Source organism: Rhodonellum sp. (assembly GCF_030656585.1).
GTDB classification, from domain to species: domain Bacteria; phylum Bacteroidota; class Bacteroidia; order Cytophagales; family Cyclobacteriaceae; genus Rhodonellum; species Rhodonellum psychrophilum.
In genome coordinates, this window is sequence record NZ_JAUSPP010000074.1 from 1 (window position 1) to 22,610 (window position 22,610).

Here is a 22,610-nt window from a genome sequence, read left to right on the forward strand (position 1 = left end):
TTTTTATTGGTTGGTCAAAAAAAACATTCCATGGTTTGGTTTTGGCAGGACAGACATGGGCAAAATCCGCTCCTATGCAAAACTAAGTGGCTGGTTTATGGCGACGATGATTTTCAGCATGATTCTTTTCAATAGTGAAAAAATCATTCTGGGATATTTGGTCGGTCCGGAGATGGTGACCATTTATGTGTTGACCTTGTTTGCCAGCTCAGCGATGGGGGGCTTGATCAATGCCGTGATTTCAGGGGTAGTGCCTGGTATCGGTAATTTTTTTGGAAAAGGTGAATTTGAGAAAATACTGATTTCCAAAAATCTGATACAATCCATTATCTGGTGGTTTACTTTTTCCATAGGAACCGGTATTTTATTGTTCAACCAGTCTTTTTTAAACCTCTGGGTAGGGGAAGGCAACTATGCGGGGTACTTAGAGAATTTGTTTATCCTGTTGATTGCATTGCAATATATTTTCTTCGGTGCTGCGGGCAGTTTTATCAATGTGACTCTGGATCTAAAAACAAAGGTTCTTTTGACGGGCTTTTCAGCGCTGATTTCTATTGGCTTGGCATTTCTACTGGTGCAGGATTTTGAGATTTTAGGGCTTTGTGTCAGTGTTTTGGCGGGTCGGATGGTATTGACCTTCGGATTTCCTTTGATCCTAAAAAAGAAAATAAACGACCAGTCCTCCTTTTTCACAATGGAGAATATCCGGCCTTTACTCATCACTTCAATTGCTTTGATCGCTGCCTCTTATTTGCAGGAATTGGTAATGGTCAATTCCTGGCTGGGACTGATTTCTTGGGGTGCATTGACGGTGGCGGTTCTGATGCCATTGTTTTGGGTGCTTGGGTTCACGCATAACCAAAGAAGGATTCTTTTGACGAATCTGAGTAAAATAAAAATTTTTAAAATTAATGATAGGTAAAATATTGTATTTCAAATATTTATGAATGTTTTTTTTCTCCTTTTAGAATTTTCCACCCTATTGTTTATGGGGTATGCAGTCATGTTCAAAAAGCAACTCTCAATTGTGTATTTGCCATTCCTGTTTTTTAGCAATACAGTGTATGTACCCGCTTTGCCCTACTTTTTTTATTACGTCGTGATATCATCGGCTATTTTATACTTTGCAGTTTTCAATCTTCCTTTTGTAATCAAAAACGTATTTGCTGTATTTTCCATATTGTACATTTTAATATTGTTGACCAACTCCACAGACATCATCTCGATCAGGCCGGCATTATTTTTTGTGATATGGCTGTTTCTTCTGATTCCCATTATCCCAGAGATCTTTCAAAAATTCTCAAGAAACGAGATCATGGAGGAACTCAGCAAATGTGCTTTTTTGATTTTGACTGTATTTATCGTGAATACGGTTCTATCCACAAAATTCGCCTACGTACCGGTAGAAATGTATGGGATCAATTCTGGGATTCTATTTGGCAATGTGACTTTTACCGATTTTAATGTTTTGGTTTTTGCCACTTATATTGTGCTTAAAAAGGCGATCAAAGATAAAAAAAACCTGTATTTGATGGTCTATTTGGTTGCGATGTTCTTGATTCTATTGTCTATGAGAAGGACGGTCATGCTTCTCAGTGTACTGGGTTCATTGGTTGTGATTTTTGAGCTTTTGGATTTTCAGAACATTAAAAAGTTCATTGCTTATGGTGTCATCATTGGGAGCATTAGCCTGGTTGTTGTTTTTTATACTGGGTTTTTAAATGCTTTCTGGGAAAGATATGAGAAAAGAGGTTTGGAGAATAGGTCGCTGAATGAAGAAAACCGTATGATGGAATTCAATCTGCTTTACAAGGATATGTTTGTGTTTTTTGACTACAGCCCCTGGTTTGGCTATGAATTGTTTCAAAGCGGTGGCAATTATGGGAAAGGGGTTTTTGGCACCAGAACCCTTCATACTGATTTGACCAATATTGTGCACAGCAGTGGGTTTTTGGGATTGTTTTTGTATTTGATGATGGTTAGCCTTGCATTTCGGCAAGCTTGGCTAAAAACGTATTCCAAGAGTCAGTATTATCATTTTGCTTTCTGTAGTATCGCATTTGTGATATTCACCATTACAGGTCGATATACAACGCTTAGCAGCTCGATTTTTTTCTATTTGGTTTTATTTCTTCCGGTTTCCAAGCCTGAAGTTTTATTTCAAAAAGTAATCCGTTCAAGAAAAGTGAAATCCTTAGAACCCTTGAATGCTTAGTTTTTCCTTGATTCCCCATCGGGATTTGGTTAGAAATGTTTCCGTGCAAATACTCTTATTGTAATTTTTAATCTTTGGGACAGTGAAAATATTATTCGTTAGTAGGCCAAAAGAAGCGAAAGTCAATCCTTTTGTAAGGGAACAAGCCCTCGCTTTGGAATTGAATCCCCAAGTATTGGTAGATCATTATTTAATCCAAAAGGGGGGTGTTTTTGGGTATTACCATGCAAGCAAAGAGATCGCGGCTATTTGGGATTCGGGAGAATACGATATCATCCATGTGCACAATGGGCTCTCAAGTTTTGCCGTAATCTTTGCCAAGATTTTTTCCAAAAAAAGAATTAACGTAGTGATTACATTTCATGGAACGGATATCAATAAAATTTCCGAAAGGATTTTCTCTATTACAGCATCCAAATTTTCGGCTCATAATATATTGGTTTCCAGTAAAATGGAGAAGTACGTGAAGACCAATTATTCCATTATCCCCTGTGGTATCGATACAGATGTGGAATTGGGATTTAGAGAAATCACCAGGGAGAAATTTGGCTGGTCAAAAGAAGACTTTGTGGTGTTGTTTTCTTCCGGATTTGATAAAAAGGTAAAGGATCCGGAATTTGCCTTTGCGGTTATCGAAAAGCTTTCCAAATCCTCTTCAAGCAATGTCAAATTTATTGAATTGAAAGGGTATGACAGGCAGGAAGCCAATCACTTGATGCAGGCTGCTGACGTGATGCTCATGTGTAGCAAGTCAGAGGGAAGCCCCCAAGTGATCAAAGAGTCCATCATCAATCGCCTACCGGTTGTGTCGAATGACGTGGGCGAGGTAGAGGAAATTTGTAGTGGAGTGGATCACTGTTTCGTTATTGAGAAGGATATCGACAAATATGTCAATGTGCTTTCAGAAATCTCAAAATCTTCAGCAAGGATAACCAACCCCGAAAGTGTGTTGAAAAAATTTGATAACAGACTGATCGTCGATGATATTTTCAAAATCTATAAAAATGTATTGAACTGACGTTGGTGTCGTGATAGGGATAGATTTTCTTTTTTTATCCGATAGAATTGATTTTTTGCTCTCTTTTTGTACCATATTCATAACTTTCCAATGAACATACTAATAGATATCAATCATCCTGCGCATGTTCATTATTTCAGGAATTTTTCTGAGATAATGAGGGAAATTGGCCACCAGACATTGTTTGTTTCGCGGGACAAAGAAATGGCCCAAAAACTATTGAACCATTATAAAATCCCTTTTATTGACCGTGGAAAAGGGAAGGATGGGAAAATAGGGAAGTTCATGTATATGGCATACGCGAATTGGAAATTGCATTCCGTTGCAAGAAAATTCCGACCAGATCTTTTTCTGAATTTTCTGCATCCTTATCCTTCCCAAGTGGCTAGCTACCTGTCCAAACCATCGTTGGTTTTCAGCGATTCCGAGCATGCAAAATTGCACCATCAACTGACCGTACCCTTTGCTTCGACGATTTACACTCCTGCATGTTACCTGACTGATTTGGGCAAAAAACAGATACGGTTTAAAAGTTATATGGAATTGTCCTACCTCCATCCAGCCTATTTCACACCAAATCCAGAAATCTTCGAAATACTTGGTGTCCACGAAAAAGAGAAGTTTGTGATAGTTAGATTCGTTTCCTGGGGAGCAGCCCATGATTTTGGCATGACCGGAATGTCGCTCCAAAACAAAATCCATGCTGTTCAGGAATTGTCAAAATATGCGAGGGTTTTCATTTCCTCGGAAGGAAAACTCCCCGAAAATCTTGAAAAGTACCGGATCAAGATCCCTTACGATCGTATCCATGATGCCTTGTATTACAGTTCCATGATCTTTGGCGAAAGTGGTACCATGTCCTCCGAAGCTGCTGTTTTGGGTACTCCTGCCTTTTTTATCAGTAGTCTAAAACTTGGTTATTTGGAAGAGCAAGAAAAGGAGTTTGGCCTCGTATTCAATTATGGGATTTCTGAAATTGATCAAAAAAGCGCTATTGGAAAGGCTGTGGAAATTCTAAAAGACCAAGAAAGCGAAGCTATTTTCCAAGCAAAAAGGGAAAATTTATTGGCCCAATGCATAGACACAACTTCATTTATGGTCAAGGAGGTTTTGAAGCACGAATAAAGCAACTGGTAAGTTGGGTAATGAATCCTGTTAAGATAACCTGTCAATTTAAATTCCCAGAAACACAGTCTGTCAAAGTTAAATTTTTGATTTATGAATGTGGAATCCATTGAAAATTCAGAAATCACAAAAGAGAAACTGTCAATCGAAATTCTTAGGGGAAACGGTTTTTTTTGGCAATGGAGGATCAAGATTTCCTGTTTGCGAGGGAGAGATTGTTAGAGGATTGTCCACGGGGTACCGTCTCCCAAAGCCCAGAATTCAAGGGACATGGTAACGCTTTTTTTGCAGACGCTTTTCTCTTTTCCAAAGCCTTTATGAATTTTTTTATAGAATAAAAATTGTTTCTCCCATTTCAAAATTGATAGACAAGATGAAATTAAACCTAAGAAACACGATTGCATATTTTTATGCACAATTCCTTAGAATTTCTGGGGTAGTCAAAAAAGCCAAAGAAAAAGCCCAGTCGGGTGAATTTATTCTCTCTATTTATTTTCACAACCCGTCGAAGAAAGAGTTTGAATTCACATTGAATTGGTTGATCAATAACGGTTTCCATTTCATCAGTATAGATGATTTGCGTAAAATCCATAATGAAGAGATGGCGTTCCCAAAAGGGGCTGCACTCTTAACCGTGGATGATGGTTGGGCCTCCAATGAGACAAACATGGTGGAACTGGCGAATAAATACAAAGTTCCCATTGCGATTTTTGTAACGACGGAGCCGGTGGAGGAGGGTAATTTTTGGTTTTCCTATTCAAAAAAAGCTGGGCGTCTCAAGCTCGGCTATCCTTCTACCGAGGCCTTAAAGAGGCTCCCAAATGAGGAAAGATTGTCCATCGTAAACAAAATTAAAGAAAAACTTACCCTTGCCAGAGAGGCAATGACCGTAGAACAAGTCCAAAGGATCTCCATGTCTCCTTATGTCACCATTGGAGCGCATAGTCACACCCATCCAATTCTGAACCAATGTACCGACAGCCAATTAAAATCTGAACTCAGGATTTGTGCTCAAAAACTTGAGGATTGGGTGGGGAAGGAGGTTATTTCCTTTGCTTATCCAAATGGTGATTTTGGTGATCGGGAGAAAAAAATGCTCGATGATTTTGATTACATGATTGGTTTTGCAAACAATCCGCAATATATCACCCGAGAAAATTTGCAGGACATGTATGCTGTCCCAAGGATAGGGTTTTTGGAAGGGGCTTCACAAGCCGAAAACATTTGTAGAATCATGGGTATTTGGCATTCGAACTCTATAAAGATCTTCAAGAAAAAATTTTAAGGGACTTAAACCCTTAATATGCATGAGGTTTCCTAATGGTTTTTAAAACCGAAAGAAAATCAGGCTACGGGAAAATCAGGCGGGGAATCGATAGGGGGAAATCAAAAACAGTACACATAGACCGATTATAAAGCAGTTTTAGGTTGGGATAGAATTGGTCATTCTGCTCAAACACTTTCCAATAATTTCGTGGTTTTTTTCATTCCCTTTTGAAATGTTTTCTCATAAAGTTCAGCGCATTTTTTGATCGAGAAATTCTTTTCAAAATAGACTTTCAATCCATTCCGATCTATGGAATCCGGATTTTTCAAAAATTCCTTAACAGACAGATAGTAAGATGCTTCACTGGTATCCTTTGACAAAAAACCAGTGGTTCCGTTTTTCACTACATTGGTGATCCCTCCCACGGGAGTACAAATGGGAACACAGCCACATGCAAATGCTTCAATGATGGAAATTGGCATCCCTTCAAAATGCGAACTGAGGCAAAAGGCATCCGCCGAATGGTAATAATCGGCAACATTGGTTTTCTCGCCCAAAAAGTAAATCCCTTTTCCAGCAGTGGCCACCAATTCTTCGGCTTCCTCAAAATCAAAACCCATCCCCACAATTAACAAGATAATTCCATTATTTTCCCTGATCAATTGGTTAAAAACCCGAATCAACATGAATTGATTTTTTTGTTCATTGAACCTTGCGACGTGAAGAAAAACCAAATCAGTAGGGGCTTCTTTAAGGGATTCTATTTCTGATTTCACCTTCAAAAAATTTCCCGTTTTTTCAGGGAATTTTCTTCCGTTATAGATCAAGGTGGAATTGTCAAATCCATAAAATCTCAAAAACGAATCCTTGCTTTCTTGGGAAATGGTGATGGGGTGAATCAGTGATTTCTGATAGAAAAATTTCCTTAGACCTGAAAACAAAAGGTTTTTTGCTTCTTTCTTTGCATCATTGTGTACGGTATGGAAAAACTTGATTTCTTTGAGAAAAATTGAGGGGAGCAAAACAAGCAAGATCGTATTCATGTGACAATGAACTACATCTGGATTTTCCTCCTTGATGAGCTTGTATATTTTTAGGTAATCAAAGGGTTTAAATCCATATTGGAATCCCAGACTTCTGTATTTTACTTTGTCATCAAGTTCGTTTTTGAAAAAATCGTTTTTTTCCTCCTCGTTTCGAACGATAAACAAATGGACGTCATGTTTCTGAGCCAGTTCATTCGATAAATCCAGTACAAATCTTTCGGCTCCTCCTTGGTTCAACGTGAATATTATTTGAATGATTTTCATTTTTTATTCCTTTAGTGATTAATCCAATTCCTTCAGGGTGTTTAACAATTTTTTTGTCAAACATAAATAGTCATGGTTTTCCCTTACATATTTTTGACAGTTTTGGGAAAGTTGATGATACGTTTCGGTGCTTAATTGCCTCAATTGAGTCTCCAAATCCTCCACATCCCCGTATAAAAGACCCAATTGATGGTCCCCAATTATTTTGTCGGGATTCACATTATGGGTGGTGAGTATAGGAGTTCCCACATGCATGGTTTCCAAAAAAGTGTTGCTAAATCCTTCAAACCTGGAAGTGTTCAGTAAAAATTTGGCATCTCTTAAGAAACCCATTATTTTTTCTCTTTCAAAAAAACCCTCAATCTGCACATTTGGGAGTTTTTTGAGTTTTTTCAGATACACAGCACTTTCGTTATCCGTCATTTGGCTAGTACTTCCCACTATTCTAAATTGTTCTTCTTTCAATCGCTCAGCGATTTCGTAGAGTAATTTCAGGTTTTTTTGGAATCTGAAATTGGCTACCCATGCGATATAAAGTTTCTTTGGTTGACTGTCCTGTTTTAAATCGTGGGTATTGAAAATGAATGGGTTGTGTATTTTCAATACCTTTTTTCCAGGGAATTTTTGTTGGACCAATTGTATTTGATAATCGTTTTGACATAGGATAATGCTGGCCATGCCCAAACCCTTGTTCATAAAAAAGACATGTGACCTCGAGTGCGTTTCTCGATAGCGATGGTCGAGTTGTGCGTCCAATGGGATACGGGCAATGTACTTGATTTTAAGTTTTTTGCACATCCAGGCGGTATAAAAGGAAATCCAGCTTGGATTGCTTTCATAGAGAAAGTCGGGCTTCTCTCTTTTCAACAATTGGTAAATGCTTGGAAAACGATAATATATCCACCTGAACCATTTCAGTCCTTTGCGGGAATCGTATGTAGGGACTACATCCAGTTCATTCCATTCTGCTTTTATCGATCTGCTGTCTGCCGGGTCTTTCAAAATCACTACTTCATGGCCAAGTTTGATGAGTGCCCGAACCCAAACAAAGGATTGTACCGCAGCGCCTCCCGATGGGCTTTCATTTTTCACGATCAGGTCAATAATATCGGTATCATTGAATAAAAATTTGGACATATGATTGTCAGTTATTTGGACGAAACAGTGAAATCATTTGAAATTCAAAACATTTAATTTTCACAAAAAGAAAAGTATCAATTTGGAAATTTTTGGTTTTTTTGCTCGGGAACCATTGTAAAAAGGAGTCGGCGTAATATCAGAACATGAGGAAAGTTTCTTAGTGATTTTCCAAATTCGTAGGGTGTTTAATTACAGGTTTAATATGGATGTTTGTTGAATGAATCGAGTTTTCCCAATAGAATGTCTTTTTAGGTTTTCGAAAAAGAAAAAGGTAGATTTTTTTCCAAAGGCACGCGCTCAATTCCGCTTTGTCTTTAGTTATAGAAATATAGCCAATAAAATTATTAAATCTTTTAATCCATAGATTTAAAGAGAAAATAAAATTATACAGTGATTATGTGTGATTTGAATAAGATTTTGGAGGGGGTTTCCCTAGGAGCCCTAGCTTTATGGAGGAGGTGAATTTTTTTTTACCATCAAAGCGGTATTATAGGGTTGAACTTGATTTTAAACCCAGGACATCAGCAGAGTAGTTTACTTGGGGCAAGTCATGGAGTCGTGTAACTCTTTATCTACCAGGGCAATCAATTGTATCCTTTCCAGTTGGAGGGAAAGCATGGTACGCTCGACCAGATTTGGCGAGAGCGGCGTTATTGGCTGAAACCGAGTTTATGGACATCAAGTCCTCCAATGTGGCCTTTTCGTTCCCCATCCGGACATTGTCAAAATATACAATTCGTTTGTTTACGCTGGTTTTGGTTTTTTCCCAGGTCCATTTGTAGATCCCGATTTTCCATTTGGGTAGGATTCCAGGATAAATGTTGGGTCCTGATCGGGTCAAAATTTTATCGCCATTCCTCCATATCTCCAACAAGCCATCCCCATCATTTGAATGAATGAAATGAAAAACGAACTCTTGCCATTGGTCTTTGGGCACCTGTCCGAGATCGTGTTTTTCTCTTTTTTCTCCGTTGAAAACAGGATCATTTCGCACCACAATTATCAAATGGTCATTTTCTACAAAAAGTGAGGTGCTGGGGCTCCCCATCTGTTCTTGGTGCCATTGGGTGATGATTTCCGCGTCATTGTCAACAGGATAGCCATCAGACGGAAAATATACAGCAAATGAATACCATCTTTCACGATGGAATTGCTCTGGAAACAGGACTTCTGACCTTACGCCAGTTTTGGTCACGATGCGGTCACCGTGCCGGAGTTCGAATTTTCCGGATTTTTTTCCCTGAAAAACCGGACTGTTTGAAACTTGGAAGGAGTGGTTTTCGGGAAATTGTTTCCAAACAAAATCAAAGGGATCGGGACCCTCGAATGTTTCTTCATAGAGTAAATGAGAATCTGGTTCTTTTGGATTGGAATCCTGGCCGGTGTCCGGCGTTTCACCGGGAAAAAGCAATAGCAGACCAAATACAGCGAAGGATATGGGAAGGATAAAAATGAAAAGTTCTTTGTTCATTTTTGCTTTTTTAAAAACATGGATAATCCGTTTCCTTCAAAGGCTATGGCACTGTTTCAGATTTTTTATCTGCATTGAAGAGTGCTTCTTGAGCGATTCTGGATTTTTTGAAAATAAATAATTGCTTTTCAGATTAAATTTAATGCATTTTATTTTATTAAATGCTTTCAATTCAGTAAATTTAAAATCTAATTAAAAGGTTAATTATAATGTAATTTGTTAATATTAAATACATAAAAACAATTAAAGTTATAGTAAAAATTTAATTAGTAATAAAAATAACAAGAAAAAGTTTAGGTTTTTGATGTAGTGATGTTTCCTTCTTCATTGTCTTATGCCGCGATTGGATAGCCGATGAACCCTTAGATATTTAAGTAATTTTTAACTTTTAAATTTTTCAAGATTATGTCCAACTTTCAGAGAACCAGTAACTCACTGTTTGTTTTTGGTGATATTATCAATCTTTGCTTGGCATTTTACATTTCGGTGTATTTTTATAAGGTAAAAGATGTGGATTTTCAAGGATCGGAAACCTTGATTTTAGGGTCGTTGATATTTTTATGGTTGATCATTGGATATAGCAATAGGTTGTATGCAGAAGGCAGAGGGGAGAATATATTGACAGTAAGGATGGGGAAATATCTCAAGGCCTATTTTATCTTGGCTGGGATTATTGGGATGATCTACATGATTTTTTCTTTCCCTACGGAAATAAGGAACCTGATTTTAGCCTTGTTGGTGGGATTCCCTATTTTGGGGTCCATCACCAACCTGATCATGGTCAAAGTTTACAGGCCACTTCAGGAAAAGAAGAATAAATTCAAATCCACCTTGATTGCAGGAGAGGGCTACTTGGCAAAAAAAGTGGAGGACTTTATGCTTTCCAATCCGTTTGAAGGCGATTCCTTGCAGGGATTTGTCCTGTGCAATGCCGAGAACAGTTTGATCAAGAAAGACAGAGTCGTCACTACTCTGGAAAATCTGAACGACTATCTCAATAAAAACTATGTGAGTGAGATCATCATCGCCTTATCTTTCCGTGAGATTGACAGTATTAAATCCATCGTCAAAGTTGCGGATTACCATGGTGCCAGAGTGAGGTTTGTTCCCGACTACGAAAGTATTTTTGGGGGGAGTTTCAAGTCTTATCATTTTGGCGATCTGGAAATGGTCAATGTGCGCCAACTTCCCTTGGATGAGTGGTTCCCAAACCTTCAAAAAACCTCTTTCGATATTGTTTTCTCGACCTTTGCCCTTTTGTTTCTTTCGCCGTTATTTCTGCTTATTGCAACATTGATTAAAATGGAATCCAAAGGGCCGGTTTTCTATTGTCCCCAACGGATTGGCAAAGGAGGAAAGCCATTTAAGGTGTTCAAGTTTAGGACAATGTTTCAAAATGACAATAGCCAAGGGGGAACGATGTCCACGGTAAAAGATGATCCAAGAATCACCAGAGTTGGTAAATTTTTGCGAAAATACAGTCTGGATGAGCTCCCTCAATTTATGAATGTACTCACTGGAGAGATGAGTGTGATTGGCCCCCGGCCCCATAGAACCTACCTGAATCAACTCATGCAGGCTTCTGAAGAAAATTATATGGTCAGGCATTATTACAGGCCCGGCATCACCGGCTGGGCACAAGTAAATGGTTGGAGGGGGCCTTTGGAGACCTGTGAGCAGAAAAAACAGCGGACCCAACATGACCTGTGGTACCTCAACAATTGGTCTTTTTGGTTAGATCTCAGGATCATTTACAAAACCATATTTAGTGCCAAAACACATAAAAGCGCATTTTAGGGTCTTTTGAACCAATACCTGGAATCGGGGGGAAATATATTCAAACCAAATTATAGCTCACCCATTTTTTGATTCCATATTATTATCTGCAGACGTCTTTCCCGGAATTTTGAATCCCAGTGGGCAAAAGAAGTCTGTCGTCTGTAGTTTACTTTTTTATTTTTACGAGAGATCATAAAATGAGGAAATCTGATTCAGGAGTTTTTTGATTTTGAGTGTGTAGCAAGATTAGATGGAGACAAACCATTTTTTAGTGGCAGATTGTGTATTTTTGTTTTGGACCTACTTACCATTCATTCCCCATAAGCCCATGAAAACCGTCATCCTGTTTGTGTTTTTCAACTGCTTCTTTTCCACCGTCGCTTTTTCGGAAGCAAGCCTGGAAAAGCCGATTAAGATAGCGATGGCAGGACTGTCCCACGGACATTCAGGATGGATTTTTCAAAATCACTTTCAGGGAGATTTTAATTTGGTTGGGGTTTTTGAAACGGATACAGCTTTGATCAATGAATTCATCGACCGGTATAAACTCCAAAAAGACCTTTTCTACACCGATTTGACCAAGATGCTAGACGATCAAAAGCCTGACGGTTTGTTGGCTTTTGGACCGATATCCGAGCATTTAAGTGTTGTCCAAGCGGCAGCTCCTCGGGGGATTCATGTGATGGTGGAAAAACCACTGGCAATCAATATGGAGCAAGCCCAAGAAATGAAAAAATTGGCAGAAGAAAACAAGATTCAATTGCTCACAAATTTTGAAACTTCATGGTACCCCAGCACCATGAAGTCCATTCAAATTGGCCGTCAGGGAAATGAGAATTTTGGTCAGCTTAGGAAAGCGGTCTTTCACCACGGGCATAAAGGGCCAAAGGAAATAGGTGTTGGTGCCGAGTTTTTGAGTTGGTTGACAGACCCCGAACAGAATGGTGGAGGCGCATTGGTTGACTTTGGCTGCTATGGTGCCAATATCATGACTACATTGACGCATGGAGTGGAGCCGATTTCGGTCACGGCAGTGACGCAAACACACAAGCCGGAAATTTATCCCTTGGTAGAGGACGAGGCGACGATAATCGTGACTTATCCCAATGCCCAGGCCATTATTCAAGGATCATGGAATTGGCCTTTCGATCGAAAAGACATGGAAATCTACGGGGAAAGGGGCTATGTGATCGCGGCGGATAAAAACACAATGAAATTCCGATATGCAGATTCTGGTAAGGAAGAGACTGTTCTAGTTTCACAGGAGGAAACTGGGGTTTATGTCAATCCATTTGCTTATTTTGTAGAGGTGATTTCAGGAAAAATTCAGCCCGAACCATTTGGCCTGTACAGTCTTGAAAACAATATGATGGTCGTGAAAATATTGGATGCTGCAAAAAAATCAGCAGCAACAGGAAAAACAGTTTATTTTGAATAGGTCAAAAAACACTAAAATGAAGAAAAATTGGATTGCCGTTTTTGGCATAATGCTTCTGCTTGCCTCTTGCTCTCAACCCCAAAGGGAAAATATTGATTTTGAAGAATGGGGGAAATATTGGTTTCAGGGACAGGCCGAGATCAGTAGTTTTGACTTGACCCAGTACCGCTATGGAGAGCCAAGAGAAGGGGAAGCGGTCCTCATTTTCGTGACGGAGGATTTTTCAAGAAAAAATCAGGTGAAATTGGATGACCCTGAAGCCTCAAAAAAAGATAAGGTATCTGTTTTGAAAATGAATCAGACTCGGAATTTTAACACCGGCATTTATCCGTACAACATGATGCTTTCTGCATTTACTCCTACCAAAGAAAATTCACGGGGATTGAAATTCACGGCTTCCTCTCAGGAATGGTGCGGACATACTTTTACCCAAGTCAATCTCAAGAAAGGAGAGAATTATAGTGGACAGATTTTCTCTTACTTTGAATCGGAAGGGGATCATTCCTTTTCCTTCTCAGGATTGGCCGAAGATGACCTTTGGAATTTGATCCGAATCAACCCCAATGAAATACCACTCGGGGGAGTCCAGGTTTTTCCATCCTTGATCTATCAGCGATTGAGCCATCAGGAAATGAAGTCTGAGGAGGCTTTTATCAGAATTCAGGATATCAGTACACAAAGAAGGCAATTGGAGCTTACTTACGGTTCCGGAAAGCGAACCTTAAGAATAGACTTTGAAAAGGAATTTCCATTTCAAATCATGGGATGGGAAGAATTAGAAACCAAAGAGGACGGCAAACAGGAAATCACAAAGGCCGTTAGAAAAGGTTTGAAGATGCTGGACTATTGGAAAAAAAATAAATTAGAGGATGCGTTTTTGAGGGAGGAGTTGAAGTTGAAATAGGAATTGAATTGATCTGGAACAGAAAAAAAGATTTTGGGAAGAAAATCGATTTTTCCATCCTTCCCACAAGGTGTAAAACCAAATTCATCCTCCCATTCCGATCCCAATCAAATTTTCCATAACCATCAATTTTGAGAACATCCCTTTACCTGTTTCTTTATGCCTTGGCGATTGTCATAATGGGCTATTTTTTGCCAAGAGAAAATTTCGGAGGGCTGGCAGGGATGTATGGATTGGCTTTTGGGATGTATTATTTGATTTGCAAAAGTGCCAAAAACGAAGGGTTTTCCATTGGTTTTGGAATTGCGATGGCCTTGGTTTTGCGTCTTTTGCTCTTTGGCGCGACGCCTGAATTGTCCGATGATTTTTACCGTTTTGTTTTTGACGGGCAATTGCTGAAACTGGGTGTAAACCCCTATCTCAATCTACCGGAAGAGGCTTTCGGTTTGTTGGGGATTCCGGCCAACGGCTATTGGCAATCCTTGCTGGAGCAAATGAATTCCAGCCAATACTATTCAGTTTATCCTCCCTTGCATCAGTTGTTTTTTTGGTGGGCAGCATTGCCGGGAGAAAACCTGATTTGGAATGTGTTGGTCTTACGTGGCTTGATCCTCATTTTTGAAGGATTGAATATTTTCCTGATTTTGAGGATTCTTCAAGACTGGAAGTTGCCCACAACCAGGATTTGGCTGTATGCATTCAATCCCCTGGTGATTATGGAATGCACCGGAAACCTTCATTTTGAAGGAATCGTGTTGACCGGATTGCTGCTGGCAGTATATGGCTGGGGCAAAATGAAAGCCGGGCTTTCTGCTTTCGGCTGGAGTTGGGCGGTAGGGATCAAACTCAGTCCTTTGATGTTTGGGCCAATTTGGTTGATGGCTTGGCCCAGGAAAAAAGGGTTCGTTTTCCTGCTTCTTGCAGCGATTGCCATAGGGTTTTTCGTTGCGCCACTGGCAATAGGCGATAGTGGAAAAGGTTTCTGGCAGAGCATACGCCTGTACCAAAGCAGCTTCGAATTCAATGCCTCTTTGTATTATCTCCTAAGGGAAGTGTTTTCTTTCTTTTTAGGATACAATCCCATTGGGACTTTGGGCCCGATATTGAATCTGTTGCTTGCCTTGGGGATATTGGTTTTTTCTTTTTTTTGGAAAATCGAAAAAAAGGAATCCCTGGCTGAAGGGATGGTTTGGATATTGCTGATTTATCTTCTTTTCCAGACTGTAGTGCATCCATGGTATTTGATTCCGGCTGTTGGGTTAAGCGTGCTTACCAAAAACAGGATTTTCCTGGTTTGGTCCTGCTTGGTTTTCCTGTCCTATTCCGCATATGGAAATCGTGATTTTGTGGAAAATCCCTATTTGTTGCTTTTTGAATATGGGGCATTATTGGCTTTCATTTATTGGAATTATTTGAGGAGATTTGTTTCATCCAAAAAAGTGTAAAAAATGCTTGATTTCCCGAACCTTAAATTACTGATTGTTCTCTTTTTTGTTTTTTCTTGCTCCAGCTCACAGGACAAAAAAGCCATTGCCCTCATCGAAAAATCGATTGAGGCGCATGGTGGTCAAGAAAGCTGGGGGAATATCCGAATTTTTTCTTTCGAAAAGGAGACTAGGCTTTATTTGGAGAACGGGGAAATTGAAACCCATACTGTCCAGCAACAGGAATTCAGGTTCAAACCATATTTTGAGGCCAAGATGACTTGGGGAAAAGACAGCATAATCCATAAAGTCATTTTCGATGGTCTCAAAACCCAATATTGGATGGGGAAAAACGAAATCCAGAATGAAGGTTTTCTTCAGGCAAAAAAGAAGGATCTTGACGCTGCCTACTATGTGTTGACAAAACCCTTTGATCTCCTTGATGAAGGCAAAACACTACTCCATGAAGGCATTACCAAATTACAGGATGGCAGGGAATTGGAAACAGTGCGGGTGATTGATGGAGATCCCAAGGATCCAAATATCGATATTTGGTGGTATTATTTTCATCCCGAAACATCCCGAATTGTCGCGTACAGGGCAAAAACTTCGGGACATTACAGCCAAGTTTACAACTTGGATTGGGATACATCCACGGAAATCCTTTTTCCATCCAGTAGAGAGAGTTATCGCGTTGACAGCCTAGGCAATCATTTGTATCTTAGGGCCACTTATGCCTATAGAAAATATAGCATCATCAATTGATAATGAAAAATCGGGGTTTTATGCCCTTTGAAATACCGCTGAAATTCTGATTAAAATTAAATTCATTAACCCCAAATCCATTGGTTATGGTGGATTTTACCAAAAAAAATAAAATGCGCCATCTACTTCCCCTTGTAATTTTATTGACTAGCATGATCTCCTCTTGTACTTCAAGGACAGAGGCAGGAAAGATCGTGGACAAAGCCATCGAAGCCCATGGAGGCATTTTGTTTGAAAAAGCGAAAATCGAGTTTGATTTTAGGGAGCGGCATTATGAAATTTTCAAATCGCCAAACGCTTTTGAATATGTCCGCGAGTTTACCGATTCCACGGGGCTGGTGCGGGATGTACTGAACAATTCAGGCTTCGTTAGGACTGTAAATGGACAGGAAGTAACCTTGGAGGAAAAGCAAACAAAGGCATTTACCAATTCGGTCAATTCCGTTGCCTACTTCGCTTTTTTGCCTTACGGGCTCAATGATGCCTCGGTTTACAAGGAATATCTTGGCGAATCCGAATTGGAGGGAAAAGCATATCAACTGATAAAAGTGACTTTTTCGGAAGTGGGTGGAGGAGAGGATTTTGACGACGAGTTCATTTATTGGTTCGATAAGGAAACCTTTAGAATCGGATACGTGGCTTATTCTTATCATACCGATGGGGGAGGGGTACGCTTCCGTCGGGCGATCAAAACACATGAAGTGGGAGGATTGGTTTTCCTGGATTATGAGAATTACAAACCCGCAATGAAAGATACACCAGTAGAGGAAATGGAAGCCCTCTTCAAGGAAGGTAAATTGGAATTGCTTTCCGAAATTCTTTTGGAAAACATCAAAGTGGAAATCCTAAAATAATCCCGATGAAAAAGGCCCTCTTGCTACTTCCTATTGTCCTTCTCTTCTTTGGGTTTTGGGCATATCAATATCAGGTTGCGGAAGGGATCAATACAATAAAAATCACCGACAAACAAAAAGGCATTTGCTGGGTAGGAAGTCCTAGGCCTTTAGAAGGCTGGGAACTGGATTCACTCAGACACTTGGGCATCACTCATATTTCCCAGACGCCATTCGGCTGGCAATCAGATCCAAAAAGCCCTGGAATTCGTTGGGAGCGGGATTCCGAGAAGATGTGGTGGGGAGAATCCCTCGAAGGTGTAAAAGTAACCACGGATTTGGGTCGGGAAAAGGGTGTTGAAAGTATCCTCAAGCCACATTTATGGGTGCGGGGGCAATGGCCCGGTGCCATCAGCATGCAGTCCGAGGAGGATTGGGCCACTTGGTTTGGAGAATACTCCGAATTCATCATGTACTATGCAAAGTATGCCCAAGAGCATCAGATTCCCGTTTTGTGCATCGGAACTGAATTGGAACTTACCTCAAAAAGGGAGGCGGATTGGCGAAAAATTATCTCCGAAATCAGAGCCGTGTATAAGGGTGAAATTACCTATGCCGCCAATTTCACGGAATATGAACAAATTGAATTTTGGGATGCGCTCGATTATATTGGGATTCAGGCTTATTTTCCTTTATCGGAAAAATCCAATCCCAATCTGCAAACCTTGGTCAAAAGCTGGAACAAAAAAATCAAGGAAATCGAGAAAGTCCAAAAGCGTTTTCAGAAACCGGTTCTTTTTACCGAAATCGGCTATTGCAACACGATAGATGCATCGGTCGAACCCTGGGTTTGGCCGAACGAGCGCAAGGACGTGGCCTTGTCGGAGGAGATGCAGGCATTGTGTTATCAGGCATTTTTTGAAACCGCCTGGAAAATGGATTGGTTGGCAGGTGCTTATTTTTGGAAATGGTATCCACAGCCACGGGACAGGCAGCCGGATTTTACCCCTCAAAACAAATTGGCGCAGGAAGTGATGAGAAGTTTTTATGCTGGGGAGAACTAGGTAGGGCTATGATTCTGGTCTCTCCGATTGACTCTAAATCCATAGATGAAAGCAAGAATTAAACAGAAAAAGCCAACGCCCAACAATAGGATTTCTGTTCCCAAAGGCAATTGAAGCCCCCTTGTCATCCCAAAAAATAATAGACCACAGCCATAACCAATGCCATATACTATTTTTTCAGCAGCCGTTAATTCCACTGACTTTGACCTGAATTGTGCTGTTTGAGAAACAACAGAAATTTGCTCAAAAAATAAGGTCCTCAATTTCCCCCATTCCCAAAAACAAAGCCAAAGGCATCCCAATACCATCATAAAAGCCAAGTAGGCAGTATTGCCAAAACCTAACCCAATAGTAATGAATAAAATATTCAACATGATTCCGGTGAAAAAGATACTGCCAATTGCCAACGTTCTGTTGAGCATGACCAGTACGCCTGCCAGAATCTGTATTCCTCCAAGAAACTGCCAATAAACTCCTGTAGAGAGCAGCATGTCAAAAAACATACCTATGGGACTTGTGCTTCCTAAATTTGAAAAAGGCAAGCCTAAAAGTTTCACCAAACCTGTAGGAATAAAAGCCATAGATAAGAGAAACCTGAGGCCAAGTGTCCCTCTGTACAGCCAAGTATTTTGTCTTGCCTTTTCGGAATAGTACAGCAAAAAGGTGTCCGCTGGAGTTGTGTTATTCGTCACAGTATCATTGATGGAAAATTTGTTTAAATCAGTGCCATACAATTTAGGAAATGTTCCAGTAACTATGTTTCATTCTAATCTTAATTTGTATATCAAATATATTTGATTTTAAACCCGAAATTCAAACTTCAGCAATAGATAGAAAAGATAAATAGCTTTTTAACAAGTGTTTATCAGTGCCAATCCAATTATGGACTGTAAATGCACAGCAATTAGTCAGATGGTTTCTGTTTTTGATTTCAATACATGGATGTCGGTTTTTTTTTCTCAAAATGGCCTGCCCGACCCTACTTGATCGGAATTACGATTTTGGGATTGTCTTTTGCCTGGTATCAAAATCTGAACCCGTCCCGAAAGCTTTTTAGTCAAGAAGAATTCCATTCTGACTGTGTCGAGTAGGATAAAAAGCCCTTTGTTCAGATCAAAAGATTTTTGGGTGTAGTTCTAATATCTGCTATCTTGATGCTGACGTTCACAAATTATGCTCACCTCTTCCAGCCTTCCAAGAACCAAAAGGAAGTTATTGTTATAAATGCTTTAGACATTCAAACAGTTTTATCTGATATAAAGGGAATGACCTGTAATGGCTGTGCTTCCCACGTTGAAAATGACGTGAATAAATTGCCAGGAATTGTTTCCATAAATGTCAGTTACGAAGAAGCGACGGCAAAAGTAGATTTTAATCAAATCAAAGTCAGTTTGGCTCAAATCAAAGAAGCCATCAACCATTCAGGATATAAAATCAGAGCAATCAAATAAATTCAAATATGGAAACCATTCTAAATTCTCTTTTCACTTGCCCAAATTGTGGCTTTAAAAAAATGGAAGAAATGCCTGTAGATGCCTGCCAGTTTTTCTATGAATGCGTGAATTGTCATGCTGTTTTAAAACCACACTCAGGTGACTGTTGTGTGTTTTGCAGCTTTGGCTCGGTCAAATGTCCCTCTGTGCAGCGCAATGAAAACTGTTGTTGAAGAATGGGTCAAAGGGTCTTTGCCAAACCCGGGTTTTTAATCCTGAATTCCTGCGGATTTGTCCCAGTGTTTTTTTTGAAAAACTTACTGAATTGGGCGTAGTCTTCGTAACCCAGTTCATACCCGATGGATTTGATGGGGACATCCGTATAGAGCAAGAGCCTTTTGGCCTCCATTGAAACCCTATCATGGATTACTTGCAGAGGAGACTTTTTACTCAATTTGGTGAAAATATTGGCAATGGTTTTTGGGGACCTATTCATCAGGTCGGCATATTCCCCCACATTTTTTTTGGTTTTGAAATGTTCTTCAACGAGGGAGTTGAATTGCCGGAGAACATCTATTTCCCGAGGATTTGTACTTACTTTTAAAAGTTGCTTTCTGGCTAGGCGGGTAACTAGGATAATAAATCTTTTGAGTAAGATCCTAAGCATTTCTTCTTGGTTGTTGTCAACTGTCTTGAATTCCTTTTTCAATACTTCCACCAAAAACCCAAGGCTTTGGGTCTCCTCATCGTCCAATTGAATGACTGGGGTGAAGTCTGAACCAAAAAACAAAAGTCCGTTACAAGAAACTTCCTGATCAAAGGTATGTATGCAGTAAAATTCTTTGTTGAAAAACAAGACCACAAGCGCATTGTCACCATTGGGAATCTGTATATCTTGGTTGTAGGTGCAACAGAGGATCTGGTTTTGCAAAAGCGTCAGAGAAAGGCCATCAACGGTCAGGGAAAGTTCTTTTTCATCTTGGTTCCAGATAAATTTCAGATGCCTGTCTGCAAAAAGGATCGCCGAAGAGATGTCCTCTTGGTCAGCGAGAATAAATGTGGAGGCAATGGCAGGATGTTGAAAACGCTGTATCATAAGAAGGGGTAAATTTTCACGAAGCCGTTTTCATAGGAAACGGCTTCGTGAAAATATGCATAAACCAAACAATTAACTCAATTCTACGGCTTTTGGAAAGTCGATTTCAACTCCTGTCACATTGTGAAGCAGATTGGTTGTTGTCTTTTCACCTATTGCGACGATAAGATCAACTAGATTTTCTTTGTTGTACCCTGAGTTGAAAAAAATCTCCAATACAGCATCTTCAATTTTCCCTTTGTTGAGCGTGATGGCTTTGGCTGTTTTGACCAAGGCATCATACTTTTCATTGAAAGGGGCTTCACCTTTTCTAAGGGAGGTGATCTGCTCTTCTGTAAAACCATTCATTTTACCGATAGCGGTGTGGGCAGCCTGGCAATAGGAACAGCCGTTTACCTGTGAAACCACCAGATTGATGACCTCTTTTTCTTTGTTGTTGAAAGTGGTTTTGCCATTGGCAAAGGAAGTGTACCTTTCCAGTGCATTTTCAGAGTATGCGTAGGTGGCATAGATATTTGGAACAAATCCTACCTGGTTTTTGATAGCCGTCAATATGCCTTTGTTTTTTTCTGATACTTGGTCCAATGTTGGGACTTCAAAATTCAATGTCTCTGTGCTCATGTTATTTTTATTTAAATTGATGCTACAAAGTTGGGGCAAATTGGTCTGTGCCTAAATGGCAAAACTGCCCGATGACATGTCAATTTTTCCTTTGGGGGATGATTGAGCTTAAAATTTCCTTTAGAAGTCTATCAACAATTCAAACCTAATATTATTGACATAGGAGAGTTGTCTTGTTGCCGACGAATCGATAACATATCCTGAAACGATGGTAATGCCTAACAGGTGTTCAAAACCCAATAGAAGTACTCTGGAATTCAGTACCAAGTGGTTTGCTAAATGCCTGATCAGGTTCCCACGGTGAAATCAGGATGGGTTGGAAAGGGGGAAAAGTAAGCACAATATCAATTTTTTCAGCCCTCATAAACTGATGAGGGAAAATCCACTGATCTTTTACTCTGAATAGAGGAAAGAATGGTGAAAAGAGATCTTTTACTATGCCAAATTAAATCATCCGAATGCCGGTATGTGGAGAACGGATGTTTAGTTTATAGTGGGTGTTTCATGCAAAAAACCTCAAAAGCGCTAATTTTTGAATCGGATGAAGGCATTCATTTTGACTGTGAAGTACTCTTACGCCACATTTTCTTGTTTTTCTTTTTTGCCGTTTGATACAAAGTCACAAGCTCCTCTTCTATAATTTCACGTTCTTTTCTGTTATCGTCAAGCTTCTTTTTTAAACTTTTGATTTGGAATTCTTTCAAACTGACAATCTTATAAAGAAACCCGGCCAATAAAAGTCCCTGTCTGGCTTTCATGAACAAACCCCGAAGTTTGTAGCCGCGTGAAAGATGTGAAAGGCGTGCTATCTTGATGACCCGCATGGTCCGGATAAATGCGATAAAGGGGAGGAAAATGATCAATAAATCTATCCAATTTCGTTGTGCGTAGGCCATTTTCTCCCTACTGATAGTGATCATCATGATGAATTCAAAAGCAAAAGCCAACCAGATGAAAGCCTGGGTCATGTCCAGCACAAAGGACAAGTCCGTCTTTAGAAATGCTTCCAAGGGTTCGTAAAATTTCCATTCTATAACCAGTACGGGAATAATAAGCAATGCGATAACAATCATCGGAATGGAGAATTTTTCCTTTACATCTTTCAGCAGCCCTTCATTCCTAAAAGACCATCCCATAAAAGGAATCCACTGAAGGGAGGGATCTTCTAAATGCTGTGCACCAATTCTAAGGGGAGGAAATAACAAAACAAAAGCTCTGAGATAAAGCGTTATTTTGGGAGGCTTGCTTTCTGATTTCAGATACAGGAAATAAACTATCAGAAAGTCAACCAAGAATACAATCCAAAGCAATCCAAATATCAAGGCAACTTTACTTTGGAATAAGGCCACTCCAATATTTTCGCCTTCATTGGACATCAGATTGATCAGTGCGGCAGCCAAGACCAGCATAAATAAACCTATGTAATAAAGGTAGGGTGCCATCTTGGAATCGTACCTGGCTATGGTGGAATGAATGGGAGGTTCAAGTTTTGTCCGGACCTCCATATCACGAGGCACACCTTCTTTAATCAACCAAGGGTATTCGCCCACCAACTTCCCTATGGGGGCTACGGTGTTTTTTCTATCTAAAAGTTTCTCAATTTGAAATAACAAATAAGGATTGTCGCAAGACTCAATTTTTTGTATCAAGGCTTCTTTGTTTGCTGGATAATTGATGGTATCGACTTTCATAGGTTGTTTCTGGAAA

General features: G+C 39.8%; 21 protein-coding genes. 14 read left to right on the plus strand and 7 right to left on the minus strand.

Annotated features, from left to right (window positions below; translation table 11 throughout):
• The 5 genes from Q7J63_RS18490 to Q7J63_RS18510 form a co-directional block, all read left to right on the plus strand.
• Positions 1–922, plus strand: a 922-nt coding sequence (locus tag Q7J63_RS18490; RefSeq protein WP_370691932.1) for a lipopolysaccharide biosynthesis protein, incomplete at its 5' end; no start/stop codon positions are given.
• 21 nt (positions 923–943) lie between these two features.
• Complete coding sequence (locus tag Q7J63_RS18495) at positions 944–2,215, plus strand: hypothetical protein (protein ID WP_304888324.1); 1,272 nt, start codon at positions 944–946, stop codon at positions 2,213–2,215.
• 82 nt (positions 2,216–2,297) lie between these two features.
• Entirely contained in the window at positions 2,298–3,233 is a 936-nt protein-coding gene (locus Q7J63_RS18500) for a glycosyltransferase family 4 protein (protein ID WP_304888326.1), read from the plus strand.
• A 90-nt stretch (positions 3,234–3,323) separates the two neighbouring features.
• On the plus strand, positions 3,324–4,358 hold the full coding sequence (locus Q7J63_RS18505) for a DUF354 domain-containing protein (protein ID WP_019599231.1): 1,035 nt from the start codon (positions 3,324–3,326) through the stop codon (positions 4,356–4,358).
• Positions 4,359–4,731: 373 nt separating this feature from the next.
• The gene (locus Q7J63_RS18510) at positions 4,732–5,643 is read left to right on the plus strand and encodes a polysaccharide deacetylase family protein (RefSeq protein WP_304888328.1); all 912 of its coding nucleotides are present in this window, start codon (positions 4,732–4,734) and stop codon (positions 5,641–5,643) included.
• A gap of 167 nt (positions 5,644–5,810) precedes the next feature.
• Here the strand turns inward: Q7J63_RS18510 and Q7J63_RS18515 are convergent, their stop codons facing one another.
• The 3 genes from Q7J63_RS18515 to Q7J63_RS18525 all read right to left on the minus strand — a co-directional run bounded on the left by Q7J63_RS18515 (position 5,811) and on the right by Q7J63_RS18525 (position 9,546).
• Complete coding sequence (locus tag Q7J63_RS18515; RefSeq protein ID WP_304888330.1) at positions 5,811–6,935, minus strand: glycosyltransferase; 1,125 nt, start codon at positions 6,933–6,935, stop codon at positions 5,811–5,813.
• An 18-nt stretch (positions 6,936–6,953) separates the two neighbouring features.
• Positions 6,954–8,072, minus strand: a complete 1,119-nt coding sequence (locus Q7J63_RS18520; RefSeq protein ID WP_019599236.1) for a glycosyltransferase family 4 protein — start codon at positions 8,070–8,072, stop codon at positions 6,954–6,956.
• A gap of 571 nt (positions 8,073–8,643) precedes the next feature.
• The gene (locus Q7J63_RS18525; RefSeq protein ID WP_019599237.1) at positions 8,644–9,546 is read right to left on the minus strand and encodes a polysaccharide lyase; all 903 of its coding nucleotides are present in this window, start codon (positions 9,544–9,546) and stop codon (positions 8,644–8,646) included.
• A 405-nt stretch (positions 9,547–9,951) separates the two neighbouring features.
• On the opposite strand from Q7J63_RS18525, the gene Q7J63_RS18530 reads away from it, so the two are divergent.
• The 7 genes from Q7J63_RS18530 (at position 9,952) to Q7J63_RS18560 (ending at position 17,753) form a co-directional block, all read left to right on the plus strand.
• Complete coding sequence (locus Q7J63_RS18530) at positions 9,952–11,343, plus strand: exopolysaccharide biosynthesis polyprenyl glycosylphosphotransferase (protein ID WP_304888333.1); 1,392 nt, start codon at positions 9,952–9,954, stop codon at positions 11,341–11,343.
• 310 nt (positions 11,344–11,653) lie between these two features.
• A complete protein-coding gene (locus tag Q7J63_RS18535) occupies positions 11,654–12,763 on the plus strand; it encodes a Gfo/Idh/MocA family protein (RefSeq protein ID WP_370691934.1) in 1,110 nt (369 codons plus the stop codon).
• Positions 12,764–12,779: 16 nt separating this feature from the next.
• Positions 12,780–13,667, plus strand: coding sequence for a hypothetical protein (locus tag Q7J63_RS18540; RefSeq protein WP_304888337.1), 888 nt, complete (start codon positions 12,780–12,782; stop codon positions 13,665–13,667).
• Positions 13,668–13,798: 131 nt separating this feature from the next.
• Entirely contained in the window at positions 13,799–15,112 is a 1,314-nt protein-coding gene (locus Q7J63_RS18545) for a carotene biosynthesis protein (protein ID WP_304888339.1), read from the plus strand.
• A 3-nt stretch (positions 15,113–15,115) separates the two neighbouring features.
• On the plus strand, positions 15,116–15,856 hold the full coding sequence (locus tag Q7J63_RS18550; protein WP_304888340.1) for a hypothetical protein: 741 nt from the start codon (positions 15,116–15,118) through the stop codon (positions 15,854–15,856).
• A gap of 113 nt (positions 15,857–15,969) precedes the next feature.
• Positions 15,970–16,710 (plus strand): DUF6503 family protein, encoded by a 741-nt coding sequence (locus Q7J63_RS18555; protein ID WP_304888342.1) that lies wholly within the window; start codon positions 15,970–15,972, stop codon positions 16,708–16,710.
• Positions 16,711–16,715: 5 nt separating this feature from the next.
• On the plus strand, positions 16,716–17,753 hold the full coding sequence (locus tag Q7J63_RS18560) for a hypothetical protein (RefSeq protein WP_304888344.1): 1,038 nt from the start codon (positions 16,716–16,718) through the stop codon (positions 17,751–17,753).
• On the opposite strand, the gene Q7J63_RS18565 is transcribed toward Q7J63_RS18560, so the two are convergent.
• A complete protein-coding gene (locus Q7J63_RS18565; protein ID WP_304888346.1) occupies positions 17,750–18,445 on the minus strand; it encodes a DoxX family membrane protein in 696 nt (231 codons plus the stop codon). The genes Q7J63_RS18560 and Q7J63_RS18565 overlap by 4 nt on opposite strands.
• A gap of 462 nt (positions 18,446–18,907) precedes the next feature.
• Here Q7J63_RS18565 and Q7J63_RS18570 point away from each other — a divergent pair, with 462 nt between their 5' ends.
• Positions 18,908–19,204 (plus strand): heavy-metal-associated domain-containing protein, encoded by a 297-nt coding sequence (locus Q7J63_RS18570; protein WP_304888500.1) that lies wholly within the window; start codon positions 18,908–18,910, stop codon positions 19,202–19,204.
• Positions 19,205–19,212: 8 nt separating this feature from the next.
• On the plus strand, positions 19,213–19,419 hold the full coding sequence (locus Q7J63_RS18575; protein ID WP_304888348.1) for a GDCCVxC domain-containing (seleno)protein: 207 nt from the start codon (positions 19,213–19,215) through the stop codon (positions 19,417–19,419).
• A gap of 8 nt (positions 19,420–19,427) precedes the next feature.
• Here Q7J63_RS18575 and Q7J63_RS18580 read toward each other — a convergent pair whose 3' ends face one another.
• From Q7J63_RS18580 to Q7J63_RS18590, 3 genes are all read right to left on the minus strand, one after another.
• Entirely contained in the window at positions 19,428–20,282 is an 855-nt protein-coding gene (locus Q7J63_RS18580) for an AraC family transcriptional regulator (protein ID WP_304888350.1), read from the minus strand.
• Positions 20,283–20,354: 72 nt separating this feature from the next.
• The gene (locus Q7J63_RS18585) at positions 20,355–20,903 is read right to left on the minus strand and encodes a carboxymuconolactone decarboxylase family protein (protein WP_304888352.1); all 549 of its coding nucleotides are present in this window, start codon (positions 20,901–20,903) and stop codon (positions 20,355–20,357) included.
• 551 nt (positions 20,904–21,454) lie between these two features.
• Positions 21,455–22,594: a hypothetical protein gene (locus Q7J63_RS18590; RefSeq protein ID WP_304888353.1), complete on the minus strand. Its 1,140-nt coding sequence runs from the start codon at positions 22,592–22,594 to the stop codon at positions 21,455–21,457.
• Positions 22,595–22,610 lie beyond the last annotated feature (16 nt).

Bases quoted from the DNA above. Each gene is read 5' to 3' on its own strand.
- Q7J63_RS18555 (WP_304888342.1), top strand. From the start codon at position 15,970: ATGCGCCATCTACTTCCCCTTGTAATTTTATTGACTAGCATGATCTCC.
- Q7J63_RS18570 (WP_304888500.1), top strand. From the start codon at position 18,908: ATGCTGACGTTCACAAATTATGCTCACCTCTTCCAGCCTTCCAAGAAC.
- Q7J63_RS18515 (WP_304888330.1), bottom strand. From the start codon at position 6,935: ATGAAAATCATTCAAATAATATTCACGTTGAACCAAGGAGGAGCCGAA.
- Q7J63_RS18495 (WP_304888324.1), top strand. From the start codon at position 944: ATGAATGTTTTTTTTCTCCTTTTAGAATTTTCCACCCTATTGTTTATG.
- Q7J63_RS18525 (WP_019599237.1), bottom strand. From the start codon at position 9,546: ATGAACAAAGAACTTTTCATTTTTATCCTTCCCATATCCTTCGCTGTA.
- Q7J63_RS18575 (WP_304888348.1), top strand. From the start codon at position 19,213: ATGGAAACCATTCTAAATTCTCTTTTCACTTGCCCAAATTGTGGCTTT.
- Q7J63_RS18520 (WP_019599236.1), bottom strand. From the start codon at position 8,072: ATGTCCAAATTTTTATTCAATGATACCGATATTATTGACCTGATCGTG.
- Q7J63_RS18580 (WP_304888350.1), bottom strand. From the start codon at position 20,282: ATGATACAGCGTTTTCAACATCCTGCCATTGCCTCCACATTTATTCTC.
- Q7J63_RS18505 (WP_019599231.1), top strand. From the start codon at position 3,324: ATGAACATACTAATAGATATCAATCATCCTGCGCATGTTCATTATTTC.
- Q7J63_RS18585 (WP_304888352.1), bottom strand. From the start codon at position 20,903: ATGAGCACAGAGACATTGAATTTTGAAGTCCCAACATTGGACCAAGTA.
- Q7J63_RS18550 (WP_304888340.1), top strand. From the start codon at position 15,116: ATGCTTGATTTCCCGAACCTTAAATTACTGATTGTTCTCTTTTTTGTT.
- Q7J63_RS18560 (WP_304888344.1), top strand. From the start codon at position 16,716: ATGAAAAAGGCCCTCTTGCTACTTCCTATTGTCCTTCTCTTCTTTGGG.
- Q7J63_RS18530 (WP_304888333.1), top strand. From the start codon at position 9,952: ATGTCCAACTTTCAGAGAACCAGTAACTCACTGTTTGTTTTTGGTGAT.
- Q7J63_RS18510 (WP_304888328.1), top strand. From the start codon at position 4,732: ATGAAATTAAACCTAAGAAACACGATTGCATATTTTTATGCACAATTC.
- Q7J63_RS18540 (WP_304888337.1), top strand. From the start codon at position 12,780: ATGAAGAAAAATTGGATTGCCGTTTTTGGCATAATGCTTCTGCTTGCC.
- Q7J63_RS18535 (WP_370691934.1), top strand. From the start codon at position 11,654: ATGAAAACCGTCATCCTGTTTGTGTTTTTCAACTGCTTCTTTTCCACC.
- Q7J63_RS18590 (WP_304888353.1), bottom strand. From the start codon at position 22,594: ATGAAAGTCGATACCATCAATTATCCAGCAAACAAAGAAGCCTTGATA.